This is a genomic window from Bacillus sp. BS98, from assembly GCF_008432245.1.
GTDB classification, from domain to species: Bacteria; Bacillota; Bacilli; order Bacillales; family Bacillaceae_G; genus Bacillus_A; species Bacillus_A toyonensis.
The window spans coordinates 1,773,922-1,796,656 of sequence record NZ_CP043830.1 but is presented as its reverse complement, the minus strand read 5'-3'; the positions used below and the strand labels follow the sequence as shown (position 1 = coordinate 1,796,656).

The 22,735-nt window shown below is 34.1% G+C and carries 14 protein-coding genes and 4 pseudogenes; 3 read left to right on the top strand and 15 right to left on the bottom strand.

The window, feature by feature from the left end; all coding sequences use genetic code 11:
* Window positions 1-278 precede the first annotated feature (278 nt).
* From F0362_RS09455 to F0362_RS09385, 11 genes and pseudogenes are all read right to left on the bottom strand, one after another.
* Window positions 279-501: pseudogene (locus tag F0362_RS09455) on the bottom strand (YxeA family protein); the annotation flags it as partial.
* Window positions 502-1,202: 701 nt separating this feature from the next.
* On the bottom strand, window positions 1,203-2,525 hold the full coding sequence (locus tag F0362_RS09440; RefSeq protein WP_001014214.1) for an aromatic amino acid transport family protein: 1,323 nt from the start codon (window positions 2,523-2,525) through the stop codon (window positions 1,203-1,205).
* Window positions 2,526-2,818: 293 nt separating this feature from the next.
* Complete coding sequence (gene sdaAA, locus F0362_RS09435; protein WP_000282015.1) at window positions 2,819-3,709, bottom strand: L-serine ammonia-lyase, iron-sulfur-dependent, subunit alpha; 891 nt, start codon at window positions 3,707-3,709, stop codon at window positions 2,819-2,821.
* 21 nt (window positions 3,710-3,730) lie between these two features.
* Window positions 3,731-4,429, bottom strand: a complete 699-nt coding sequence (sdaAB, locus tag F0362_RS09430) for an L-serine ammonia-lyase, iron-sulfur-dependent subunit beta (RefSeq protein ID WP_001056997.1) — start codon at window positions 4,427-4,429, stop codon at window positions 3,731-3,733.
* A 974-nt stretch (window positions 4,430-5,403) separates the two neighbouring features.
* A pseudogene (locus F0362_RS31380) lies at window positions 5,404-5,606 on the bottom strand (hypothetical protein); the annotation flags it as partial.
* Window positions 5,607-5,977: 371 nt separating this feature from the next.
* A complete protein-coding gene (locus F0362_RS09415) occupies window positions 5,978-7,426 on the bottom strand; it encodes a transglutaminase domain-containing protein (RefSeq protein ID WP_000812373.1) in 1,449 nt (482 codons plus the stop codon).
* Between the two features lie 863 nt (window positions 7,427-8,289).
* Window positions 8,290-8,476, bottom strand: a pseudogene (locus tag F0362_RS30730) (hypothetical protein).
* A gap of 759 nt (window positions 8,477-9,235) precedes the next feature.
* Window positions 9,236-9,718, bottom strand: a complete 483-nt coding sequence (locus F0362_RS09410; RefSeq protein ID WP_053446532.1) for a hypothetical protein — start codon at window positions 9,716-9,718, stop codon at window positions 9,236-9,238.
* Window positions 9,719-10,063: 345 nt separating this feature from the next.
* Window positions 10,064-11,527 carry a hypothetical protein gene (locus F0362_RS09405; RefSeq protein ID WP_001134790.1) on the bottom strand — a complete coding sequence of 488 codons (1,464 nt, stop codon included), beginning with the start codon at window positions 11,525-11,527 and terminating at the stop codon, window positions 10,064-10,066.
* Between the two features lie 355 nt (window positions 11,528-11,882).
* A complete protein-coding gene (locus F0362_RS09390; RefSeq protein ID WP_000532009.1) occupies window positions 11,883-12,581 on the bottom strand; it encodes a YrrS family protein in 699 nt (232 codons plus the stop codon).
* 236 nt (window positions 12,582-12,817) lie between these two features.
* The gene (locus F0362_RS09385) at window positions 12,818-13,252 is read right to left on the bottom strand and encodes a hypothetical protein (protein ID WP_002038451.1); all 435 of its coding nucleotides are present in this window, start codon (window positions 13,250-13,252) and stop codon (window positions 12,818-12,820) included.
* A gap of 677 nt (window positions 13,253-13,929) precedes the next feature.
* Between F0362_RS09385 and F0362_RS09375 the strand changes: the two genes are divergently transcribed.
* Window positions 13,930-15,312 carry an alpha/beta hydrolase family protein gene (locus F0362_RS09375; RefSeq protein WP_053446530.1) on the top strand — a complete coding sequence of 461 codons (1,383 nt, stop codon included), beginning with the start codon at window positions 13,930-13,932 and terminating at the stop codon, window positions 15,310-15,312.
* A gap of 85 nt (window positions 15,313-15,397) precedes the next feature.
* On the opposite strand, the pseudogene F0362_RS09370 reads toward F0362_RS09375, so the two are convergent.
* The 3 genes and pseudogenes from F0362_RS09370 to F0362_RS09360 form a co-directional block, all read right to left on the bottom strand.
* Window positions 15,398-16,141 (bottom strand): annotated as a pseudogene (locus F0362_RS09370) (SH3 domain-containing protein); the annotation flags it as partial.
* A 614-nt stretch (window positions 16,142-16,755) separates the two neighbouring features.
* Window positions 16,756-18,396, bottom strand: a complete 1,641-nt coding sequence (locus tag F0362_RS09365; protein WP_000675768.1) for a multicopper oxidase family protein — start codon at window positions 18,394-18,396, stop codon at window positions 16,756-16,758.
* 118 nt (window positions 18,397-18,514) lie between these two features.
* Entirely contained in the window at window positions 18,515-19,798 is a 1,284-nt protein-coding gene (locus F0362_RS09360) for an aminopeptidase P family protein (protein ID WP_000842955.1), read from the bottom strand.
* A gap of 204 nt (window positions 19,799-20,002) precedes the next feature.
* Between F0362_RS09360 and F0362_RS09355 the strand changes: the two genes are divergently transcribed.
* Window positions 20,003-20,980, top strand: a complete 978-nt coding sequence (locus F0362_RS09355) for a F510_1955 family glycosylhydrolase (RefSeq protein WP_000683854.1) — start codon at window positions 20,003-20,005, stop codon at window positions 20,978-20,980.
* Between the two features lie 15 nt (window positions 20,981-20,995).
* Entirely contained in the window at window positions 20,996-21,724 is a 729-nt protein-coding gene (locus F0362_RS09350) for an urease accessory protein UreH domain-containing protein (RefSeq protein ID WP_000493105.1), read from the top strand.
* Between the two features lie 50 nt (window positions 21,725-21,774).
* Here the strand turns inward: F0362_RS09350 and F0362_RS09345 are convergent, their stop codons facing one another.
* The gene (locus F0362_RS09345; protein ID WP_001100321.1) at window positions 21,775-22,650 is read right to left on the bottom strand and encodes a LysR family transcriptional regulator; all 876 of its coding nucleotides are present in this window, start codon (window positions 22,648-22,650) and stop codon (window positions 21,775-21,777) included.
* Window positions 22,651-22,735 lie beyond the last annotated feature (85 nt).

Sequence of the window (22,735 nt, the reverse complement as noted above, 5' to 3'; positions counted from 1 at the left end):
TTTTGTTATATTGAGTGATATCTCTACATGTAAGTTATCAGAAATCGGGATAGTATAAGTAAGGATTATTCGATGACTTAGCAAAGAGGCAGATAAATATAGGGGTATCTGTTCTGATGCAAAAAACGATAAGACTTATGTAATTAGCGGAAATACACAAACTGGTTACGGCGTAACAACAGCTCTATTTAAAAGACATGGATTCACAGTCATTTCAGAAAAAGATTTTGAAAACAGAAAAGGATTTGACCTTTAAGGCCAAACCCTTTTTATTTTTATTATTTCGCAGCTAGTTTTTCTTTCACTTTCGCAGGAATCTCGTCCTGCTTCACTTCTTCCCAACCTGATACATCTTCTTCAACTTTTTTATCAGAGTAGTAGACGCGTAGGAATGCTTCTTTACGAAGGTTTTTTTGAGTATTGAATTCTAATTCTTTTTTCTTTACCGTCTTTATCAAATACAATTAAATTATAATTAAAACGTTTTGATATTTCTCCGTTACCAATCAAAATACGTACAGATTTTAAATTCGGATGGTTTGCTAGCGTTTCGTTAAAGTGTTGGTCGTACGCTTTATAGGAAAAGCCCTAATTTACTTCTTCATATTCCTTCATATTTTTATAAAAGGTGTTTTTCTTTAGTTCTAACATTTCCATAAATATAACAACAGTTATTTCTCTATTCTTCCATTTTGAATGAGTTTCCTCTATGTATGTATAATTATATGTTTTATATCACTTTAAAGGATATTTCTACATTTCTATTAAAAAATCTTTAATGGGCGCCAAACTTTAAAATAAAAGTCATAATTAATCCAAAAATAAAGGAAGACATACAAGAGGTACCGCCCATGCATATCAACTTAAGAAATTGATTGTTCCCCAAAACAAAAAAACAGTACATTCTCATAAATCACTGTTGTAGTGATATGAATTTTTCGTTTTGGGATACTTTAAAATATTAGCTTGATAGGTATGGGACAGCAGTCTAATATGCTTGAATTATAATCAGTGTAAGCAGCTAAAAAAGTAATTGCTGGAATAGAAGTTAAGCATATGATCAAAAAAGGACAAACTCTCCAAGGTGAGAAATTTGTCCAAAACCATAATCTATTTGATTTCACAATATAAAATTCAATTCCGCTAGCAATCTTTCTTTTTTCATATCTCACGATTTTCACATGAGAACCCAAAATAGTGGATTAGAATAATGATTTAATACTTGCTAGTACAGTAAGGATACCTATAATAATGACAAATACATTGCTCGCTTTCCCTTTGTATTTAGCTAGTACCGGTACTTTATAGATTGCATACATCGGTAATAGACATAAGATAGCAGCTACTAACGGACCGCTAAGAGCATCAATAAGTCCAAGAATACTTGGATTTGCATAAGCAACATACCAGCATGTTAATACGACAAAAGTAAGGATGATTGTCTTAACTGTTTTTTCTCCTATATCTTTCCCGCGTGTTTGACTGGACTTGATAATCATGTCACGCATTACTTCATATGCTCCTATATAGTGTCCAAGGAAAGACTTTGTTATGGCCGTAAAAGCAATGATAGGAGCTGCAATAGTAATTACAGGCGAATTAAGCTCATTAGCAAGATATGATAGGATTGATAAGTTCTGTTCTTTTGCCATCATGAGATCATTTGGAGTCAAACTTAAGGTACTGCTCCAAACAAAGAACATAACAACAGAGAATGTCATAATATAACAAACCTTTTGTATTTGAGCACACTTGGCATCAGTAGCTTCTATTCCATAGGTAGCTCTTTGTTTCATAACAAATGATGAAATCATTGGAGAATGATTAAACGAGAATACAATGATTGGTAGAATCATCAATATCGTTCCAAAATATCCTGTTCCTGTTGAAGCAGTAGAAACATTTGAAAAACTAAGCATTGACGTATTCCACTGTGGAATCAAAGATATTGCGATAAAAAGTAAAGAAGCTATGAAAGGATATACGAGCATGCTCATTATTTTCACAGTGATATCTTGACCAAAATTTAGTATAGCGATAAGACCAAGTACTAATACAAGCGATAAAATGGCTCTTGGAGGCTCTGGCATATGCAATTGATGCACGATAAAACTACTTGCAGTATTTGTAAGTGCAACCGAATACATCAGCACGATCGTATAAATTGAAACAAAATATACTATGTTAAAAATAATACTTGCCTTATTTCCGAAATACTCTCTTATTGTCCCTGTAATCCCCTCATCAGCAGAATTAGAAGCATAAATCATTTTAGCAAGCGCCCTGTGTGAGTAATACATTACGGGATATGCCAGTATGGTAATTAGTAGTAATGATAATAAACCACCTGAACCTGCATTAATAGGTAAAAAGAGTACTCCTGCTCCAATTGCTGTTCCAAAAAGGCTCAATGCCCAGGTAGTATCCTGCTTATTCCACTTTTTAGGATCTGGATATTTATCATTTTTTACTGCTACAGTATTATCAGCTTGAAATTCTATGTTTTTTGCAGTATTCCCATTCATATAATACTTCCTCCTTGTGTCCTATTCTTACGTCTCTTTTTAGACTTAGGAATATAGATCGTTCTTGAAAAATGAATTACTTAAAAAGTGCGCCACATCGTTTATCCTTCTTCTCAGTTAATCAAAATCAAAAATTCCACTAGTCATCAACCTGATGGGTTTGTTACCACTTACAAAATGTTTCAATTATATAGTAGTATATTTTAGTGGTAATTCCCCCAATATACAGATATCCTTAGGCAAACAATAGAGAATAAATTTGTTACACTTTTCACAATATATCCGATAACTATTTATTGATTTGATTGTTTCTCTCCAAAGATTTTATTTTTAATGGAAATCCCTGTAGGTGTAGCGGCAATTCCGCCTAAACCTGTCTCTCTTAACTCGCGAGGCATCTGTCTTCCAACTCTATACATCGCTTCAATAACTTCGTCAGCATTGATGATATTGTTTACGCCGGCTAATGCGATATCCGCTGCTGCTAAAGCATTTGCCGTTCCAATGGCGTTTCTCTTTACACAAGGAATTTCTACCAAACCAGCGACCGGATCACACACTAAACCGAGTAAATTTTGTAATGCGGTTGAGAAAGCTTCAGAAGATTGTTGTGGTGTTCCTCCGGCAGCTTCTACCGCTGCTGCAGCCGCCATTGCTGAGGCACTGCCCACTTCAGCTTGACATCCTCCGTACGCTCCTGAAATACAAGCGTTGTTTGCGACTATCGTTCCAAATAACGCTGAAGTGAATAGAAAATGAATCATATCTTCATGACTTAACTGCAACGTATCTTTAATACTAAATAAGACTCCCGGGATTGTCCCACTCGCACCTGCTGTTGGAGTTGCACAAATAGCCCCTAATGCAGCATTTACTTCATTAACACCGATAGCACTTTGAATCCCTAACACCATCAAATCGCCAGAAAGTGTTTTCCTATTTTCTCGATAATTTTTAATCTTAACAGCATCACCTCCGGTTAAACCGGTTGGAGAAAATACCCCGTCGCCCTCGATACTTTTATTTATGGCATTTTCCATAGTCGCTAAATTTCGTTCCATTTTACTCCAAACTTCTTCATAAGAAGTTTTAGTTTGTTTGATTTCCTGTTCCATTGCTAATTCATAAATTGGCTTTTGGCTTTTATTAGCTGTATCCACAATTTCTTTTATGGTCATATACATTTTTTTCACTCCTTAATGGAACTAAAGAATAATAAGGTTAGCTATATTACTTAAATTCCCCAATTCCTTCTGCGCATTACCAGGCAATAGAGAATCCAAAGCGAATGCATATAAATATTTCTTGTTATCTTCTAAACTATGAAAGTTGTTAATTTCCACATCATATTGTTTAAAGATCCTTCGTAAGACAAATTCAAAGTCAGCTCTTTCAGAAATCGCAATAATAACTGGCAATGGCCCCTGCAGATCTAAGCTAAATCCGTCAATTTCAACATGTTTGACTTCAATCAATCCACCACCGACCGAAATACCCATCGTTCTAATACTTCGACTTTCATCCTCTAAATGTACATCTGCCGTATTTGGATGACCAGCAGGACTATCACCCGCTTTTTCAATAAAGGTAATGTCAATTCCTTTAGATTCTGCTATTTTAATAGCATCTGGCACTTTGCTGTCATCGGCAGCAAATCCCAATATCCCAGCAATAATTGCAAAATCAGTTCCGTGACCTTTATGGGTTTCAGCAAATGATTCATAATACTTTACCACAACTTTTTTTGGAAGACCTTGAAATAATTTATTGGCAACTGTTCCAATAGCCAAGGCACCTGCAGTATGTGAACTTGAAGGACCTATCATTATTGGCCCAATCACATCAAAACAACTTTTGTATTTAACAATCTTTTTTTCTTTAATAGATGCTACATTCATATTCATATAAACACCCCCATAATTTGTTATTTTTAATTGCAGTTAAATCTAAGTTATTAAAATGACTGATTCAAAACAAGACCTCATTGAATGCGTTTTCATTCTCGTGTCAAATACACTTCCTTTTAATCACATACCTTTCTTAGAGTAATCATGTCAGTATGTCCAATTTTAAAAGATTACTTGCAATGTCATTAGAATTTTTGCAAAAAACTAGGTTTGATACTTTCTCTAAAGGTAATAAATTCTCTCTCGACGCCCTCATTATAGCTTGTATATTTATGAGCTCAATATTTTTTTATTTTTAGAAAGATTGAATAAACAGAATCTTGAATGAGTAATAGATTACACTTAGCATGTAGCAATTGTGTCCTTTGTTTGAAGCTGTATTAGTTACTAGAAAAGCAAAAATAACACAGAGTTCCTTTCATTAACACATTGATTATATTGGAAAGTCATTATAATGATACTTATATTGTCCTTTGTTAAAACATCTAATTTTGGAAATGAAAGCTGTTGCAATAAATAATAAATGTAGATGACAATGAATCCATTAATGAAACATAAAATCATTTATTGATATTAATAATTAATTTTGTATTAATATACATTTTCAGAAAAAAGAAACTTCTTTTTATACTCTTAACTTGAAGTACTACTTTGACAATATTCACTAATTTACACCATCGATATCTACAGTTATGGAAACCCTAATTAGATTTAAAAAGAGAGAAGAACATTTGTGAGCTCTTCTCTCTTTTTTATTTACTTAAGATTACTATTCAAATTGCTTATTGCAATTACTTTAGCCTGACTTTTATATTATAAATCTAATTTCCATACTACTTCACAAGCTGATAAAAGGAAAAAAGTATCGATTCCGTCAAAATTAAATTATAAAAGAGCTTTGTTTTCCTGTAACAAATTATTTATCCTGCTATTCATTGGCAATACACTTCCACACTTAATAAATGTTCACTTTATATCCGTTTGCAATATTTGCACATACCACACCTCCGATAATAATAAGCAATTGTAGCGCCAAACAGAGCTAATCCCTAAATTGGCCATAATAGCTCTGGACCTTCCAATGCCCATCCCCTATGATCTAGCCCCCTTTATTAATAAACCCTCGGATGTACATCAAACCAGCTGAAGTAACCATTATGGAAACAAGTGAAGCACACAAAAAACAACTCCAAAATCCAGTTTTATTGTATATTTTGGAGTTACTTGACGTTTACCTTACAAACACAAGTAGAACAGTTCAAATCAATTGAACTGTTCTACTAAGGTTATTTCATTTTTTTAACCTAATTCCATTTTGACAAATTAAATTGCAGCTTCAACAGCCACTGCTATCACAAAAACTAAATCACTATATATTTTATGTTTAACTAGTTTTATTGATTATAAGAATATTCATTTTGGTTTTGCAACACCCTCAACGTGAATACATGTACTTTTTCATACGGATATTACTTACCTCTGTAGGTTCATAATCTCTGTATGCCTAAGTAAGTGTTTTAAAGCAGTTACATCAAAACATTAATTTTAATGTTTAATGATTTTTGATATTTCCTGATATTCCCATGTTTTTGAGCTACCCGACTGGATTTTTTTTGCTAATTCATTAGCATAGTTTGTTGTTGCCGGCGCAAATTTATTACGATCCCACTGATGATTTCTAGCGATTTGTTCATCAGACAGATTATAATATGAATAAGTTACTCGTCCTTGCACATCTGGAATTGGATCATCAAAAGTTGTATCAAGATGGTACCATTTCCCTTCAATTTTCACTTGATTCCAAGCATGTGGTTGTCCATTTCCAGTTCCGGTTACAATATGAGTTTCTATTCCAGCCTCTTTTAACAATTGATACGTTAATAATGCATACCCTTGACAAACAGCAGAGCGGTTTGCTAAAGCTTCATATGCTGTATAAGCTTGGAAAGAAGTATCATAAGAAACATGCTTTACGACATAATCATGGATTACTTTTACTTTTTCGTGTTCATCCATACCAGCTTTGATAATGGAATTAATAATTGATTTCGCTTGCGCCTTTACATAGTCCGTTTGTCCTTTGGATTCACGATATGTAATCTTTACTGTAAACGTGTAATTTCCTGGAATACCACGAACGGAATATTGCGTATGCGAAATATTATGATTCAAATATTCGTTAGATTCGACTGCCTTGTCATATTCTTTAACAAGTGTATTTAGAACCTCATTAATATTAGAGTTTTGGGATTTATATGTCATCGTTATATTTTCTTTTTGATTATTAATATGAGTTTTTATTTCATTTTGAAATGCGTCTAATAGTTTCCCGTCAGGTCGTGAATTATTATTTGCAGATGTAGTATTTGGATTCCAAACACCATTACTTTCAAGGTAGTACTGTTTACCATTATCTTGGATCCAGCCTGTTTGCATCGCCCCACTTCCATTGAAGTAGTACCATGCTCCATTTACCTGCTGCCAATTTGTTTGCATCGCTCCGCTTCCATTGAAGTAATACCATACTCCGTTTACCTGCTGCCAATTTGTTTGCATCGCTCCGCTTCCGTTGAAGTAATACCATACTCCGTTTACCTGCTGCCAACCTGTTTGCATCGCCCCGCTTCCGTTGAAGTAATACCATACTCCGTTTACCTGCTGCCAACCTGTTTGCATCGCTCCACTTCCGTTGAAGTAATACCATACTCCGTTTACCTGCTGCCAACCTGTTTGCATCGCTCCGCTTCCGTTGAAGTAATACCATGCTCCGTTTACCTGTTGCCAACCTGTTTGCATCGCTCCGCTTCCGTTAAAGTAATACCATGCTCCGTTTACCTGCTGCCAACCTGTTTGCTTCACACCGTTTACATTATAGTAATTCCATACTGATCCAGTTTGTTTCCAACCTGTATCAGCACTTGTATAAGTAGCTACTGTTGATCCCATCACTGTGAGACCGACTGCCATAGCTAAAACTTTTATATTCTGTTTCATAAATCTAATATTCCCCTTCTCTCGAGCTATTTATCTATCCAACATTAACAATGAGGGCGTTGCAAAACTAAAATAAATACTCAATATTATAAAGTGACACTTTCATTAGTAGATATTACTCTCCTCACTGATTGTTAGTTGATTCAATCGGGATTTTACGAGCAGTTAATGTGGGATAAATTAGACCAACTAGCCAAAAGATGACGATGCAACTCTTTGTCTTTCCGCTTATGAAACACATAATACATAGCCTCTTTGTTATAAGAGTTATCTTAGTCAATATTAGCGATTAAAGCAAGATTCGGCATTTATTTATCTATATAAACATATTAAACATATGGTACGTGAAATTTTTTAACGGCGCATTATGGGGAAATTCAGGTCAAATGTTATGTTAATTATACGGAATTCAGATTTATTAACCATTTTGTTGTCACTTCTGTATACTGAGTACCTGTTATAATAAGAGGTTCTTTACATTCGGGACGTTTGCTTTTTGCAATATTGACTTGATGATCTATGTCTTTCAAACAGCTTTTAATATTTAGGATTTTTTGAGAATCATATTGTTAGCGATAATAGAATGTATGTAATTACGAACATTTATGTGTTGAAACGAAAATGAACGAATATTCAAAAATTAACTTTCATATTTATAATAAATAAAGAGCACTTTTTAATGTTTTAAAAGTACTTTTAATTTGATGTTGATGTGACGTAACCTTAAGTATTTAGAAATTAAAAAAAGTCCCTTAATAATGTTAAAGGGACCTTACTCACACAAATAATCTGTAAATCAATTCATTTTTGATATACAGATCATTTGTATGATAATTTTTATAAATAATTGCTAAATAGTGAATTTACATAAATGCTTTTAGAAGTTCTTGAACTAATGGGATTGCTCCACCTATAAATTTTAAAACTGCCATTGCGATTTCCATATTATTCTCTCCTCTTTTTTCGTATTAAGATGTGGTTAATCTTTATACTCTCATTATAGTAAGCGCTTACAATTATAACAATACATTTCTGTATGCAATATTGCATATTTATACGTTTAGACAAAATTAGACCTCTATTAGTCATTCTTTAATGGTACCATAACGAGGTGAGAGTCTTTAAGGGTTCTCCTTAATAGGAGGAAATATGGAAAGAGTGCAAGAGATTGACAGTAATCTAAAATTTAAGGGTTGGGTTAAACAGGTATTAGCTGTAGGAGGAATGTTAGGGTTCTGCTACTTAGTCCTATATGTTTTCTGTTTCTTAGTTACTATGTAAATATTATACAACTAAACTAGTAGAGTCTTGCCTAGAGAGGTAAGGCTCTTTTGTTTTGTATGAGATGAGCAAACTACATACAATACCTCTCAGGTTTGTCAGATTACTCTGTATGGCGCCTTTTTTCTCTATGTTCTAGGAAACATTAACTCCTATCATTGAAAGGTAAATAAACTTCTATTTAAAAGTTTCCATTTCTATTGAAAACACAATTGTATTGATAAAAAATGTCTTTTTACTAGATACATATTAAAAAGACAGGCATAAGTTATATTACGCTTTGGTAAAACCTTTTTATCTTTGAAAAGGACTTACATCTTATTAATAGATTTGAATCCTTTTTGTATATTATATTTATATTAACATATAGATATAATATATTAAAAATAATTTAAATGCAAGAATACTAGTAAGGGTACCGCAAGTATTTTTCAAAATAACGTAAGCTATGCGGAAAAATAAAATAAGCTGCCCATATGGACAGCTCATTTACATAATTATCGTTATCGGAATTTAACCCTCTAATATTCATTCTAGAAAATATCCTAGCCAAAAACGGATGTTTAGTCGCTTTGTTTGAATTATGATTTTAGTAAGGAGTTTTGCTTTATCGCATACAGACAAAGCATTATCTTTATTTTCAATCGAATTTTCCCTGTCTTTTGATAAATCATATAGGTAGTTTAATGTCTTAATAAATCCTTTTAATGAAGATGCTATTATCCTTGGATTCCATTCACCTTCGCCATGTTCCGCAGTATATATTGGTAAATATCTTCTACTCATATCTACAAAGATAGGGTTTCCATATTCCTCCTCGTGCCCTATGACAAACCAAGACTGTCTCCAATCTCCTTTATTATCTATGCTATACCCCAATTGTTCCTTTTCTAATGCACTATTACTATAAATTATTAATCCACTATATCCAATAGATAGTTCTTTTTCTTTAAATGTGTCTAATAAATTATATAATTCGTTAATTTGTAATTTCATCAGTAGCGAGTACAAGGAAGAATCCTAACCTCGCAAGGGAACCTCCTGTTTTGTTCCGAAATGCTGACGGTATAACATATATATATATAAAGACACCCTAAGGTACCTTCCTTCGACTTAAACCATCTTAATTTTAATAATATGTATTGAACTCACACCAAATATTATTGTATCAAGCTGGTGTATAGCGATTATTGGTAAACCGTTTTGAAAATTTGCGTTTTGTTGTTACTATCCCATGCCCATCAAGCTAATATTTTGAAGTATCCCCAAAACGAAAATTTTCTTCGTTTTGGGGAACTACCAATTTCTTAAGTTGATGGGCATGTATGGTGACCCCAATTAGAGAAATTTACTAGGTTATGGCTTTGACTCGGTTTTTCTAAAGAATACATCAGGATTATTCTGTCCGTTCAAAATATTTCGATTGTCACCCCAAGCATGGAGCAATGAATGGCCTGGACCTGTAATAACTTGATTGTATTCACCCATATAACAAGAAAATACTCTTGGATCAAAATTCACGAAAACCCCGCCGCTTGGTATATGATTATTAGGCACTTGAGAAAATGCAGTGCTAACCATACTTTCTTTACCTACTTTACCAACACCCTTATGAAAAGAGAAAGTTTTCATAAACACACCAAACGTTCCATTACCTATGCCGCCAACATTATTAGGATCATTAAAGCGGTTATATTGAACATGAGCTCCCTCTTTATTGACAGCTACTGATGGAAAGAATGAAAGGGGCAAATTATTGGAGATATTCACTTGAGTCCAGTTATTTCCTCCGTTTTGACTATAGGCTAAAAAGACATCGATAAAGATTGTACCTCCAATATTTCTACGTTGATTCCATACTACATAAATCGTACCATCTGGTCCTATACCTGCTTGAGGGATCTCAAACATCCTGATCACCCGTTGCTGCTCTGTTAATATAACAGGACGGAGTTCATTGGCTGGTCCGCATGGTACAACATCCGTAGCCGCTGCTGCAAATAGGCCAGCAGAGACTTGTACATTTATTGGGAAGGTATTTCCTCCATCGATTGACTTAGCCATACGAATGGAACGGTTCGCAGTATTTAGCTGAGCAAATGTGCCTGGCAAACGACTTTCATAAAAAACATATATATTCCCCGCTTTATCCACTACCGGAAAGGCTCCAAACACTGCATTAGCCCCAGCGACAATCGTTTGACTTGGAATAATAGGAGTTAATGTTACACCTGTTCCAAATTTTGAAAAACGAATTTTTGTACCTACATTAGGAGGGCCAAAGTCAGTCCATACAACATATAAAGCCTCATTTCCTGGATTATCAGCATCAGGACCTACTGTAATCCACGCTTTATCTTGATTTCCTGAATCACTAGCAGCTGGAGTCTGCCCTCGCCCAACAACTTGAGGAAGGTTCATAGTTATTGTTTTGTTTGGACTGATCGTTCCGGTTGAAACAGTGATTACACCTTCTTGCCTGCCTCCAATCAATTCATCCCCAATTTGTGAATAATAAAATACTCCATTTCTATCAACTGCTAAAGATGGATCACCAAAATTTTGACCTCCAGGATTGGCTGGTATTGACCCACCATCGGTCCAATTTTTACCTAAATCTTTTGAAAAGGAAAACCCTGAATAACTTGATGCCCCAGCTACCCCTGTGGCATTATTGGTATCATTAAATCCATACAAAATAAAATCTTTAAAACGCGCAAGGCTTGTCTCGCTTTGAGTTATATTTGGAAAACTAGCGATATCAACAGCAGGGTTATTCACTTGAACTTCTTTATCATTTGGTTTTGGTTTTGGCGGCATTTGATCACCCTTTCTATTATTTTTTTCAATATATAATATGAAAAAAACGAAAGAGTGCTTAGACTATTTAATAGATTTAAGTTTTTTTTGGAAGAGTCATTTAATCAATTAATTAGTCTTTAAACAAACCGAAAAAACCTTGCTGCTTTTGTTTCTGTACATCTCTAATGTTTTCAAGCAGGAGTATTGGTCATATAAACATTGGTACCACTAAGTCGTTTACTACGAGGAGAATATTTCATTCCTTTCTTTTTTTCTCGTACAACGTAATTAATGCTGTCAACATACCAAAAAGAGTCCTGATTGATAAGGACTCTTTTTTGAACTTTTAAACACCTAATTAAAATTCTATTATCTATTTTACCACTTGGACTGATACTGGCTTCCAACCCTGATTCTCTACCCAATCAATATCAACCTTATATTTTTTATTACTTTGTTTATCTCGTATATTACCGTAAGCTTTATTATTACCATTATTCCCAATAAAATCGAAAATCAATTGGCTCTCTGGAACATCAACAGCATAAGAAATTGCTTCTTTCATCTCACTCCAATCTACTGTTCCTTCTTTAAATTTCATTTCAGGTTTTGTTCCTTGCTTTGTACCAATTGGCTTCCAAGAAGGATTAGTTTGAGAACCCTTTTCTTGAGATACCGATTTTTCTGCTTTTTGTTTCTCTTCTAACAGTGCTGCTTCTTTCTCTTCATTTTTCTTCTCTTCTAACAGTGCTGCTTCTCTCTCTTCACGTTTCTTCTCTTCTAACAGTGCCGCTTCTCTCTCCTCACGTTCCTTCTCTTCTAACTGCGCTGCTTCTTTCTCTTCACGTTTCTTCTCTTCTAACTGCGTTGCTTCTTTCTCTTTACGTTTCTTCTCTTCTATCTTTGTTGCTTTCTTTTCTTGAGCAATTGCTTTCTTTGATGTATCAGAAGGGGAAAACAACTGGTATGTCACTACACCAACTGTCACTAATACCAAAGTAAATGCAATATTAAAAATCACCTTTTTACGACGATTTTGTTGTTTTTCTTGAAACCTGCTTACTTGTCCCATTTTTTAAACCTCCGAGTTTATTTTCTCTTCTAATCTTTATGCATTCCTTATAATTCTTAATATTTTTATTAAACGATGGAAATGAATTACAATTCCCATACAAGATTTCATATCATAATAAAATTTGTGTTTTTTCAAGCATCTGACATATGTTATTCAAAAATATTTTAATACATTAAAAATTGATAAGCATCTGTTCGTAAGAAACCTTCAATTTTATTCAAAGGTGATTCCAATTACGTCCACATTAGATCTCCTGTAGAAATCTTTTTAACAATTAAGCCTCTTCTTCCCTTATTTATAATTTTCAAATTAAACTGCCCTCTATGGTACAATAAAGATGTGTTGTTTTCTACTGGGGTATGTCGTAAAATCAAAAGGGATTTTATCTCTTTTACCTTTCTCTCAGAGTAACTTTCACCACTAGGAAACTCTATTATTCCTAATGTAATCTTTAATTCGCTTTCATCAAAAATCCAATCCTTATTAAGTTCCCTTATCTTTTGTATAAAGCTTCTTTTGGTTTTTCCTATATAGATTAATGTTTCATTCTTAGCATATACTCTAGAGATTGCAAATATTCCCTTCTTAAAAGCTTCTTCTCTATTATAAAAATCATTTAAACTATACAATCCATACCATTTAATATGTACTGTTTCTATTAACCTCACCCCATTTTTAGATAATATTATAATTTCTGAATGTTCAAATTATTATGGATACATAGCCTTGATTACTTGAATTATAAATAGTGCTTTTCAATAATACATTTTATTATTACTAATTTCAATAATGAATATGTATATATCATCATGAATTTCCTATCATTTGTTTCGTCAAGTAAGGCTCATAATTCTCTTCGATAATTCTATCGTTCTGTGGTGGGAGAATTATCGAAGAGAAAATAGCGTGTCAGCCGGATGAGTTGATTTTTCGTTTTATAAATACCTTTTCTTAAAATGATATGCTGTGTGTTCGCGTATGACGTCATTTGCATAGAATGGCGCATTTTTTTGGGAAATTCGAAAATGTGAATCTCCATCATATAAGGTACCGCCACATCAACATCAACCTAAGATTGTAAAATATCCCCTACTTAAGGAATTTGTAAGTATCAAGTAAGAAAAACGAGAGCTTTGTTTCCTATAATCAAAATATAAAGTGAAGGAAGAAAGATTATTTCTGAAGTTTATATGCATGTGGAAAAAGTAGAAATCTACGGTTTTTTTAGAGTAATAATATCAGTGTGTCCAAGTTTTGGAGATTACTTGCAAATATTTTGAAGTTTTTGCACCAGGATCCTAATTACCATACCTGTTTTTTACCATCACATATTGGAGGTTAAAACATGAATAAAAAAAAGAAAATACAAAGATCTGCACTTACCTTTACCCTGCTCTTTTCTTTAGGCGTCTCATCTTTCCCGCTTACAACAACTATTCACGCAGATACACGCGAGGAACAATCTGCTGAAAAGAAACTAGTCTCTTTAACGGAGCGTACATCATTATTTTTTGAATATCTCCAGCAAGGTAAGTATGCAGAGGCACTCCAGTTGACATCTGCTGCTTTTCAATCCAAATTTACAGCAACCACATTACAAAACTGGTGGACACAAAGTGGCTGGAGCGGGTTAAAAAGCATGGGAACCCCCGTGATAAAAGAACGAAACTTGGTCCATCAGACGGTGGAAATGCCAGCAGCTACCGAAGGAACTACCATACCGCTACTCCTTAAATTTACACCTGGCGGGAAAGTAGATGAAATTGGAGAAAGACCACCCGAGGAACCTTATACCATCCCGCATCCTAGCTATGATCAACCTGACTCCTATCAAGAACGTGAAATCGTCATTGGAAATTCTACCTATCCGTTACCAGCGACATTAACGGTTCCGAAACATAATCCTGGTGAAAAGCTACCCGTAGTTGTTCTTGTTCACGGTGCTGGCATCCATGATCGCGATAGCACATATATGGGAACAAAAATCTTACGCGATCTTGCGGTGGGCCTTTCATCCAACGGAATTGCAGTGTTGCGCTATGAAAAACGCACCTTAGAACACGCATTAAAGATGAGTGCAGAACCTGTTACGTTAGACCGTGATACTACAGATGATGCCATATATGCAGCAAAATCAGCAGCGCAGCAAGAAGGAATTGATCCAAGTAATATTTTCATTCTTGGACATAGTCTAGGAGCCGGTACAATGCCACGTATACTGAGCAAAGCGCCTTCCTCACTTGTCCGAGGAAGTATCTTACTCGCACCACCTGCACGCCCTTTGACTGACATTGCCATTGATCAGTATCAATACCTTGGGAAACCAAAGGAAGAAATCGATGAACTAAAAAGACAGGTTGCTTTTATTCAGGATCCTACTTTCAATCCTGACCATCCTCCAGCTGGCTACAATTTTGGGTCACCTTATTTTATGTATGATGTTTCTAGGTGGCGTCCAGTTGAAGAGGCAAAATCACGAAAAGAGCCTTTACTCATTCTGCAAGGAGCACGCGATTATCAAGTAACAGTAAAAGATGAATATACAAAATGGCAAGAAGGACTTTCAAACCGCAGGAATGTTCATTTCAAAAAATACCCGAAATTGAATCATTTCTTCACGGAGGGTGACGGGGAATTAAGTCGTCCTAGTGAATACGAAATCCCTGCTAATGTTCCCGAGTACGTCATCCAGGACATTATTACATGGGTCAACGAGACAAAAAAATAAGAAAACATCAAAAGCCTTCATGCAATCATCATTGCGTGAAGGCTTTTTTGAAACTAGTGATTCAGACATACCTATTATTTTCGATACTAATATAGGCGTCTTGTCCTTTATAGTTAATTTTGAAACAATTTTGTACTTCACCAGTCACTCGAACTACTTGTCCTTTATACATAGAGCCTAAAATCGTATGGGAAGTACTTGGACCTGTACGAACGCGGAGGGAGGATACGTTAACTTTGTAATCCCCACTCGCTACTTGAAATTTCCCATTGTTATTGTCGCTTCCATTTGAGCCACTGTCTTTCACAAATTGACTGCTTACATAACCCACTTTTCCATTATGGTTAATTTTCAACCAGCCGTTATCTTCTCCAATAACTTGTAAAACTTTCCCTTCATACACGCGCCCCATTATTGCACTAGATGTATTTGGCTGTGTGCGAACACGTAATACATTAGCAGTTACAATTTTACTACGACTCTTACCTATATTCGTCTTTGCTAGTACGCCATTTTTCGAAATAAATTCACTACTCACGTAGCCAATTTTTCCGTTATGATTGACTTTCAACCAACTGTTTTCTTCTCCAATAACTTGTAAAACTTCCCCTTCATACACGCGTCCCATAATTGCACTAGACGTATTTGGCTGTGTGCGGACACGTAGAACATTCGTATTTACTGTTACTTGATTTTCATATTTTACTACATCAATAGTTTGCTCATGCTTCGTGTCTTTTTGTATAACAGTATTTTTCGCTTGAGCAGTACTAATAAATACACTTCCTGTAACAGAGGCTACTGCTACACTAGCTAAAATTTTTTTCATAAGTATAAAACACCTTCCTACAAACATATTCAAGTATCATTATGTTTTTATGTTAACTTCCATTTCTTTTCATTCTAACTATTCAGGAAAAGTATCCTTTTATTATCCACCATCTATACCTAGTAATAAAAGAAACTTAAATCCATTACACTTTGAAAATTCTCTCATTCCTTCAATCTAACACTACACAATGTAGTTTTAATTTCCAAAAAAAATAGCTACTAATAATCACCTATAATTAATACTACAAAAATAAAAAAATCATAATTTAGGCCTTCTTCATTTAACTTATACTTTTGCTTAAATATACCTGCTCTCCTTTCACACTACGAATTGTAGTATAAAATAAAAGAAAGGTCAAATATAAGTATTTAGCCTTTTGTAACTACAATACATTACATTTATCCATTTCTAATCTAATCATAAATAATTATGTTTTTTAATCTCTAAATAACCAAAAAACATTTTCACCTTGTAAACTCTTCCTACAGGATAGCTCTCTTATTGTCTAAACTTTTATAAAAATAATATTCCCAATTCACAACATGACATATAAAAGCAGCAATCTACTAAGATAACTGCTTTACATTATGATAAACTACATGAATTTCACATTATTCCGGCTTATTAGGAATATTAGGGTTTGGAACATAATCAGATGTGTAATCTGTATATTTTACTTCCGTTACCATCCCTGCTGAAGCATGGTGTAGATCGTGACAGTGGAACATCCACTCACCCGGATTGTCTGCTACAAAGGCTACTTCATATTCTTCTCCTAGTTTCAGATTTAATGTGTCTTTAACAATTGGAGAACCTTCAATCGGTTTTCCATCTTTACTTAATACTTGGAAGAAATGACCGTGCAAATGCATCGGGTGATCGTCTCTTTTAGAGCGATTTACTAATTTCACTTTTACTAAGTCACCCTTTTTCACTAGAATTGGATCAATATCTGGAAATACTTTTCCGTTAATTGTATAAACCATTTCATTTCCATTCATTTTCGTATTCAAGTCCATATTATATGTGGCAGTATACTGCTGCTCTAGTGTGAAATTACCTAATTTTTTCTCACCATATTTCGTCATATCTAATTTCGGTAGTTTTTCTTTTTCATTTGCTCTGTCTTTCATCTCTTTACTACCTTCATATTCAATAATGGTTTTCATTCCTTTTGCACTTTTATTTGCTGAATGGTCTTCAACATACCATTTCCCAGGATTGTTAGCAGTAAATTCAACATCATAACGTTCACCCGGTGCGATTGAAATTACCTTATCCTTTATAGCTTTTGGATCGTTTATTGGTTGACCATCTGTCGCAACTACTTTTATATCATGACCGTGAACGTGTATATCATGTGATAGATAACCTGCATCAACGAGTCGAAGACGAACTTTATCACCCTTTTTCACTTTTAACGGCTCTACTAAATCACCGCTTTTACCATTGATTGTGAATAAGTTATACATACCCATATCATGACCTTCCATCTTCATATTTCCATGGTCCATTCCTGCCATATTACCAGAGTCTTTTTTATCACTACCCATGTTCATACCTGAATGATCCATGCCTTTCATATCATCATTCTTTTTTGCATTTTCATTATCCTTAGATTTATTACCTTTTTGCGCTTTTGTCATTTCTTTTAACTGCTTATTAATTTCTTCTTTATCTGTTATCCATTCATCTAACATTAACGTGTAATCTTTATCATACTTTTCATTTGTATCCTCTACAATAAGAGCACCATATAAGCCTCTATCTAGTTGATTTACAGAATCTTGATGTGAATGATACCAATACGTTCCTGGTACGTTCGCTTCAAATTCATAGGTGAAACTTTTTCCTGATTCAACCGCATCTTGTGTCACGCCTGGAATTCCATCCATGTTATTTGGGACAGGATACCCATGCCAATGAATAGATACTGGTGCAGGTAATTCATTTTTTAATGTCACTTTAACCTTTTCACCTTTTTTCACCCTAATTTCCGGACCCGGGGATGAACCATTAAATGTCCAGACTGGAACAATAACACCGCTACTTAGCTTTTGTTTTTCTTCTTTCGCTACTAAAGTAACTTCTGGCCCTTTTACAACTTTCAATGGCTTTGTAGCCGTTTCAGTCTGTGTTGTTTTTTTATCATTCATATTTTTATGATCATTTGTTTTATTTGTGGTCGCAGAACATGCAGCAATTAAAGATATTACGGAGACTGTAACTGCTGTTAATACAAATCCCTTCATAGAAAATCCCTCCTTTTTCTTTTTCAAGATTATTATAGAAGATAATTTTCAAGAAAATATGGAGATATAAAATGAGCAAAATAAAAAGGCACCCAAAATTGAGCGCCTCTTCTAACTATTATTTTGTAACAACTTCATCTTCTTTTACATTTACATTATTGTTACTCATAAACCCTTCAATCTCTTCAACTGTTCTAATGATATCTTTTGACAAATTTTCATAGCCATCTTTTGTTACAAGGATATCATCTTCAATACGAATACCAATTGATTCTTCTTCAATATATAGACCTGGTTCAATCGTAATAACCATACCTTCTTCTAATACTCTTTCTTTGTATGTTCCAACATCGTGAGTATCTAAACCAAGAAAGTGACTGACACCATGATAATAATATTTAGATAGTTCCTCATCTTCTTGAATTAAACCAATAGCTTTACACTCTTCTGCTAGTACCTTTTTTGTATGCTCATTTAATGCAGCAAAATTTAAGCCTGGCTTAATAATCTCTGTTGTTTCTTTCAATGCTTTTAATACAATATTATAGATTTGTTTTTGGCGACTAGAGAATGTTCCATTTGCCGGGAAAGTATAACTAATATCAGCGTTATAATAGTCTTTTTGAGCGCCTAAATCTAGCAGTACTAAATCACCATTTTGAATTTGTGCATCATTATCTTCATAATGAAGAACTGTTGCATTTTTCCCACTTGCCAAAATTGTATTGAACGCATGATGCTTAATCCCAGATGACTTCAGTGTGAAATCAAACTGAGCTTCTAATTCATATTCCATCATGTCTGCTTTTGCATGCTTTAACACATTGTAAATACCGTCTTTCGTTACAGCAATTGCTTCTTTAATGATTTCAATTTCTTCCTCTGTTTTAAACACTCGTAATTCACAAATTTCCGGGTATACATTACCAATTGTTATGTGTGGGTACTGTTCTCTTACATGTTTAGCAAACGCTAACGTTTTCGTCTCAGTACCCTTCCACTCACGACGCTCTAAATCTAAATACACATGTTGCGCATTTTCTGCGAAAAGTGTATGTGCCATTGTCTTCTCAAAGCTTTCTATATATACAACTTTTTGTATGCCTGAAATTCGTTCTGCATCTTCTTTAGAAACTGTTTTACCGACCCATTTTTCCATTACTGGATCTGATTTTTCAATGAAAAGAGTTTCTTCCACACTATTTCCAAACTTTTTCAACATGAAAATAACATTGGGCTCATCGATTCCCGTTAAATAGTAAAAATTTCGATTCGGCACAAATTTATAATGGGCATCTGCTGACATATGAGGTGCTTGTCCAGCAAATAAAATCGTAATCGATTCATCATGTAATGTTTTCGCTAATCGTTCTCTATTTTGAGCAAAAAATGTTGATTTCATAATAATCCCCCTAGCGTTCTATGTATAATTTTGAAACTGATTATCCAATATAATTCATTCTATTATTGTTATAATTTTTCGTCAATTAATAATGTTTATATAGAAGATAAACTTTCATTACTAGGCATCTAATCACTCCACAATTTCTTGACATTTATTCCATATACTTAATATCTCATATATATAAGAAAGGAGCCTACAAACGTGAAACATTACGTAGGACTAGCCATTACTTCATTATTTATCATTACAGGATGCTCTAATAACGTAGAAACACCACCAGTAAAAAAAGAAACAGTTCAATCTCAGCCCCAAAATAAAGATAACGCAAATACGATTCCGCAAAACTTCTATAAAGAAATTACATCTGGAAAAATAGCGCACATTCACGGAATTGGCTATGCAGGAAATATGCCTGGTATTTCTATCGCAACTCATAGTGGTATAAAAGTTTATCAAAATGGAAAATGGTTTGAAACTGCTACACAGTTACACGATTATATGGGCTTTCAGGCAACTAAAAATGGATTTTTTGCTAGTGGGCACCCAGAACCAGGTGCAAATTTAAAAAATCCTTTAGGATTAATGAAAAGTTCTGATGGCGGCAATAACCTTGAAAAGCTAGCATTCTATGGAGAATCTGATTTTCATAACCTTGCTGTCGGATATAATACAGAAACGATTTATTTATATAACGAGCGTCCAAATTCTAAATTACAACAAGGTTTTTATTTCAGTACAAACAACGGACAAGAATGGAAAAATAGTAAGTTAAAAGGCCTTTCAAGTACAATCCATACATTTTCAGTACATCCGGATCAAGCGAGTGTAGTCGCAGTAAGTGCTAAAGATGGTATTTATTTATCTACAGATTACGGGAATACATTTGAACTATTCTCTACATCACTTGAATCGACAGCAGTTACATTAAGTAATGAAGATGTTTTTTACGCCCCTATCAATAAGCAAATGATAACGAAGAAATCAATTGCTACAAATGAAGAAACAAACTTACAGATTCCATCTTTAGATTCTAAAGATACAATTATGTATATATCACAAAACCCTCAAAATTCATCTGAAATAGTATTTGCTACAATGCAAGCAAATGTATTCCTTTCCACAGATAACGGTAAAACGTGGAAACAGATTACAAAAAATGGCTTATTACAATTTAATTAGAAAGGTGAATATAACGTGTTTTCAACAATTAGCGAGTGGAGTTATCAACTCATGTCTCCTTTAATGGATGTCACGAATGCTACGAAATCAATTCCTCTTTTATTTGCGTTTTTATTAGGCATAGTAGGTACCCTTGCTCCATGCCAATTAACAGGAAACATTAGCGCCATTACAATCTATGGCAATCAATCTTTACAAAAGGGACATATCTGGAAACATATATTGTTATTCATTTTAGGAAAAATAATAGCTTTTACGACGCTTGGACTATTAGTATGGGTGTTAGGAAAAGAAATTCAGCAAATATTAACTTTGTATTTCCCATGGTTACGTAAACTGATCGGACCTTTATTAATAATAATGGGGTTAATATTATCAGGTATTATAAAAGGTAGAAACTTCTTCTCTACCATCTTCCCTATCACATCTATACGAAAACAAAATGAAGTCAGCTCATTTTTGCTTGGGTTTTTCTTTTCGTTAGCTTTCTGCCCTACTATGTTTGTGCTATTTTTCGGAACATTAATACCACTCTCTTTAACATCTAATTACGGGTATTTATTTCCTACCTTTTTCTCTATAGGAACTGCTCTACCTGTCGTTGTATTACTGTCCATTATCTCCTACCTAGGCTTAAATGGAACACTACTTAAAAAGAGCCGAAAAATAGGGGGAAATATTCAGCGTATAGCTGGTGTACTTCTCGTTTTAATCGGACTTTATGATACCGCCCTATATTGGTAATACATACAAAAGGTAAGCTTCAGTGAAATGAGCTTACCTTTTGTATCATTTTATTCATTTTTCTTTTGTTGTAATTGTGTTAACAAATTCGTAACAAACGCGAGAAACAATGGATCTTTCTCTTTTTTAGGCGACCACTGCATAATGAGTTGCCGCGGGATTTCAATGTCTATCGGTTGCACGATAAAGTCATGAATAATTTGTTTATGAAGTCCTGATAACGGAACGATCGTTATACCGTTAACTTGTAAAGTAAGTGCTAATGCCGAGCTAATTGACTCTGACTCCATCACTTTATTCACTGTTATTTCGTTTTTCATTAAGTATGGTTCAAGTACTTCTTTACAACCAGAAAGTGGCATAATAAAAGGATAATTTTTCAATTCTTTACTAGTAAGATTAGGTGGAATATTCTTTGAAGAAACGATAACATAAGGATCTTCACCAATAACTTCATAGTGAAATCCTGGTATTAGATTTTCTTTTATAGAAATAGAAAAATCAGCACTTCCAGCAGACAGCCAATTTAAAACTTCTTGATAGCTTCCCTCTCTAACTGCAAGCACGTACTGACTTTGATCAATATTACCTAATTGGATACACTCTGCCAAACAATATACAGTAACGGAAGGGTACGTAGCTAATACAATCTTATACAAACTTTTATTCTTCAAGTGTAAAGCTGTTTCTTCAAGATTTTCATACTCCATTAGAAGTCGTTCTACACAAACTAAAAATTCTTTTCCATTTTCAGTTAACATCGTTCCTTGTCTAGAGCGCTCAAATAAAGTTAAAGCATATCGTTTCTCTAGTTTGTTTATAATATGCGTTATTGCTGGCTGTGTCATATGTAATTCCTTAGCTGCTAAACTAATGCTGTTCAACCGAGCCACATATTTAAAAACTTTAAAATCAAAGACGTTCATTCTGTTCTCCTTATATAAAAGATATTTATATCATCTATAAATAACCTTCATTATATTTATCAAACTACTTCCTATACACTAAGTA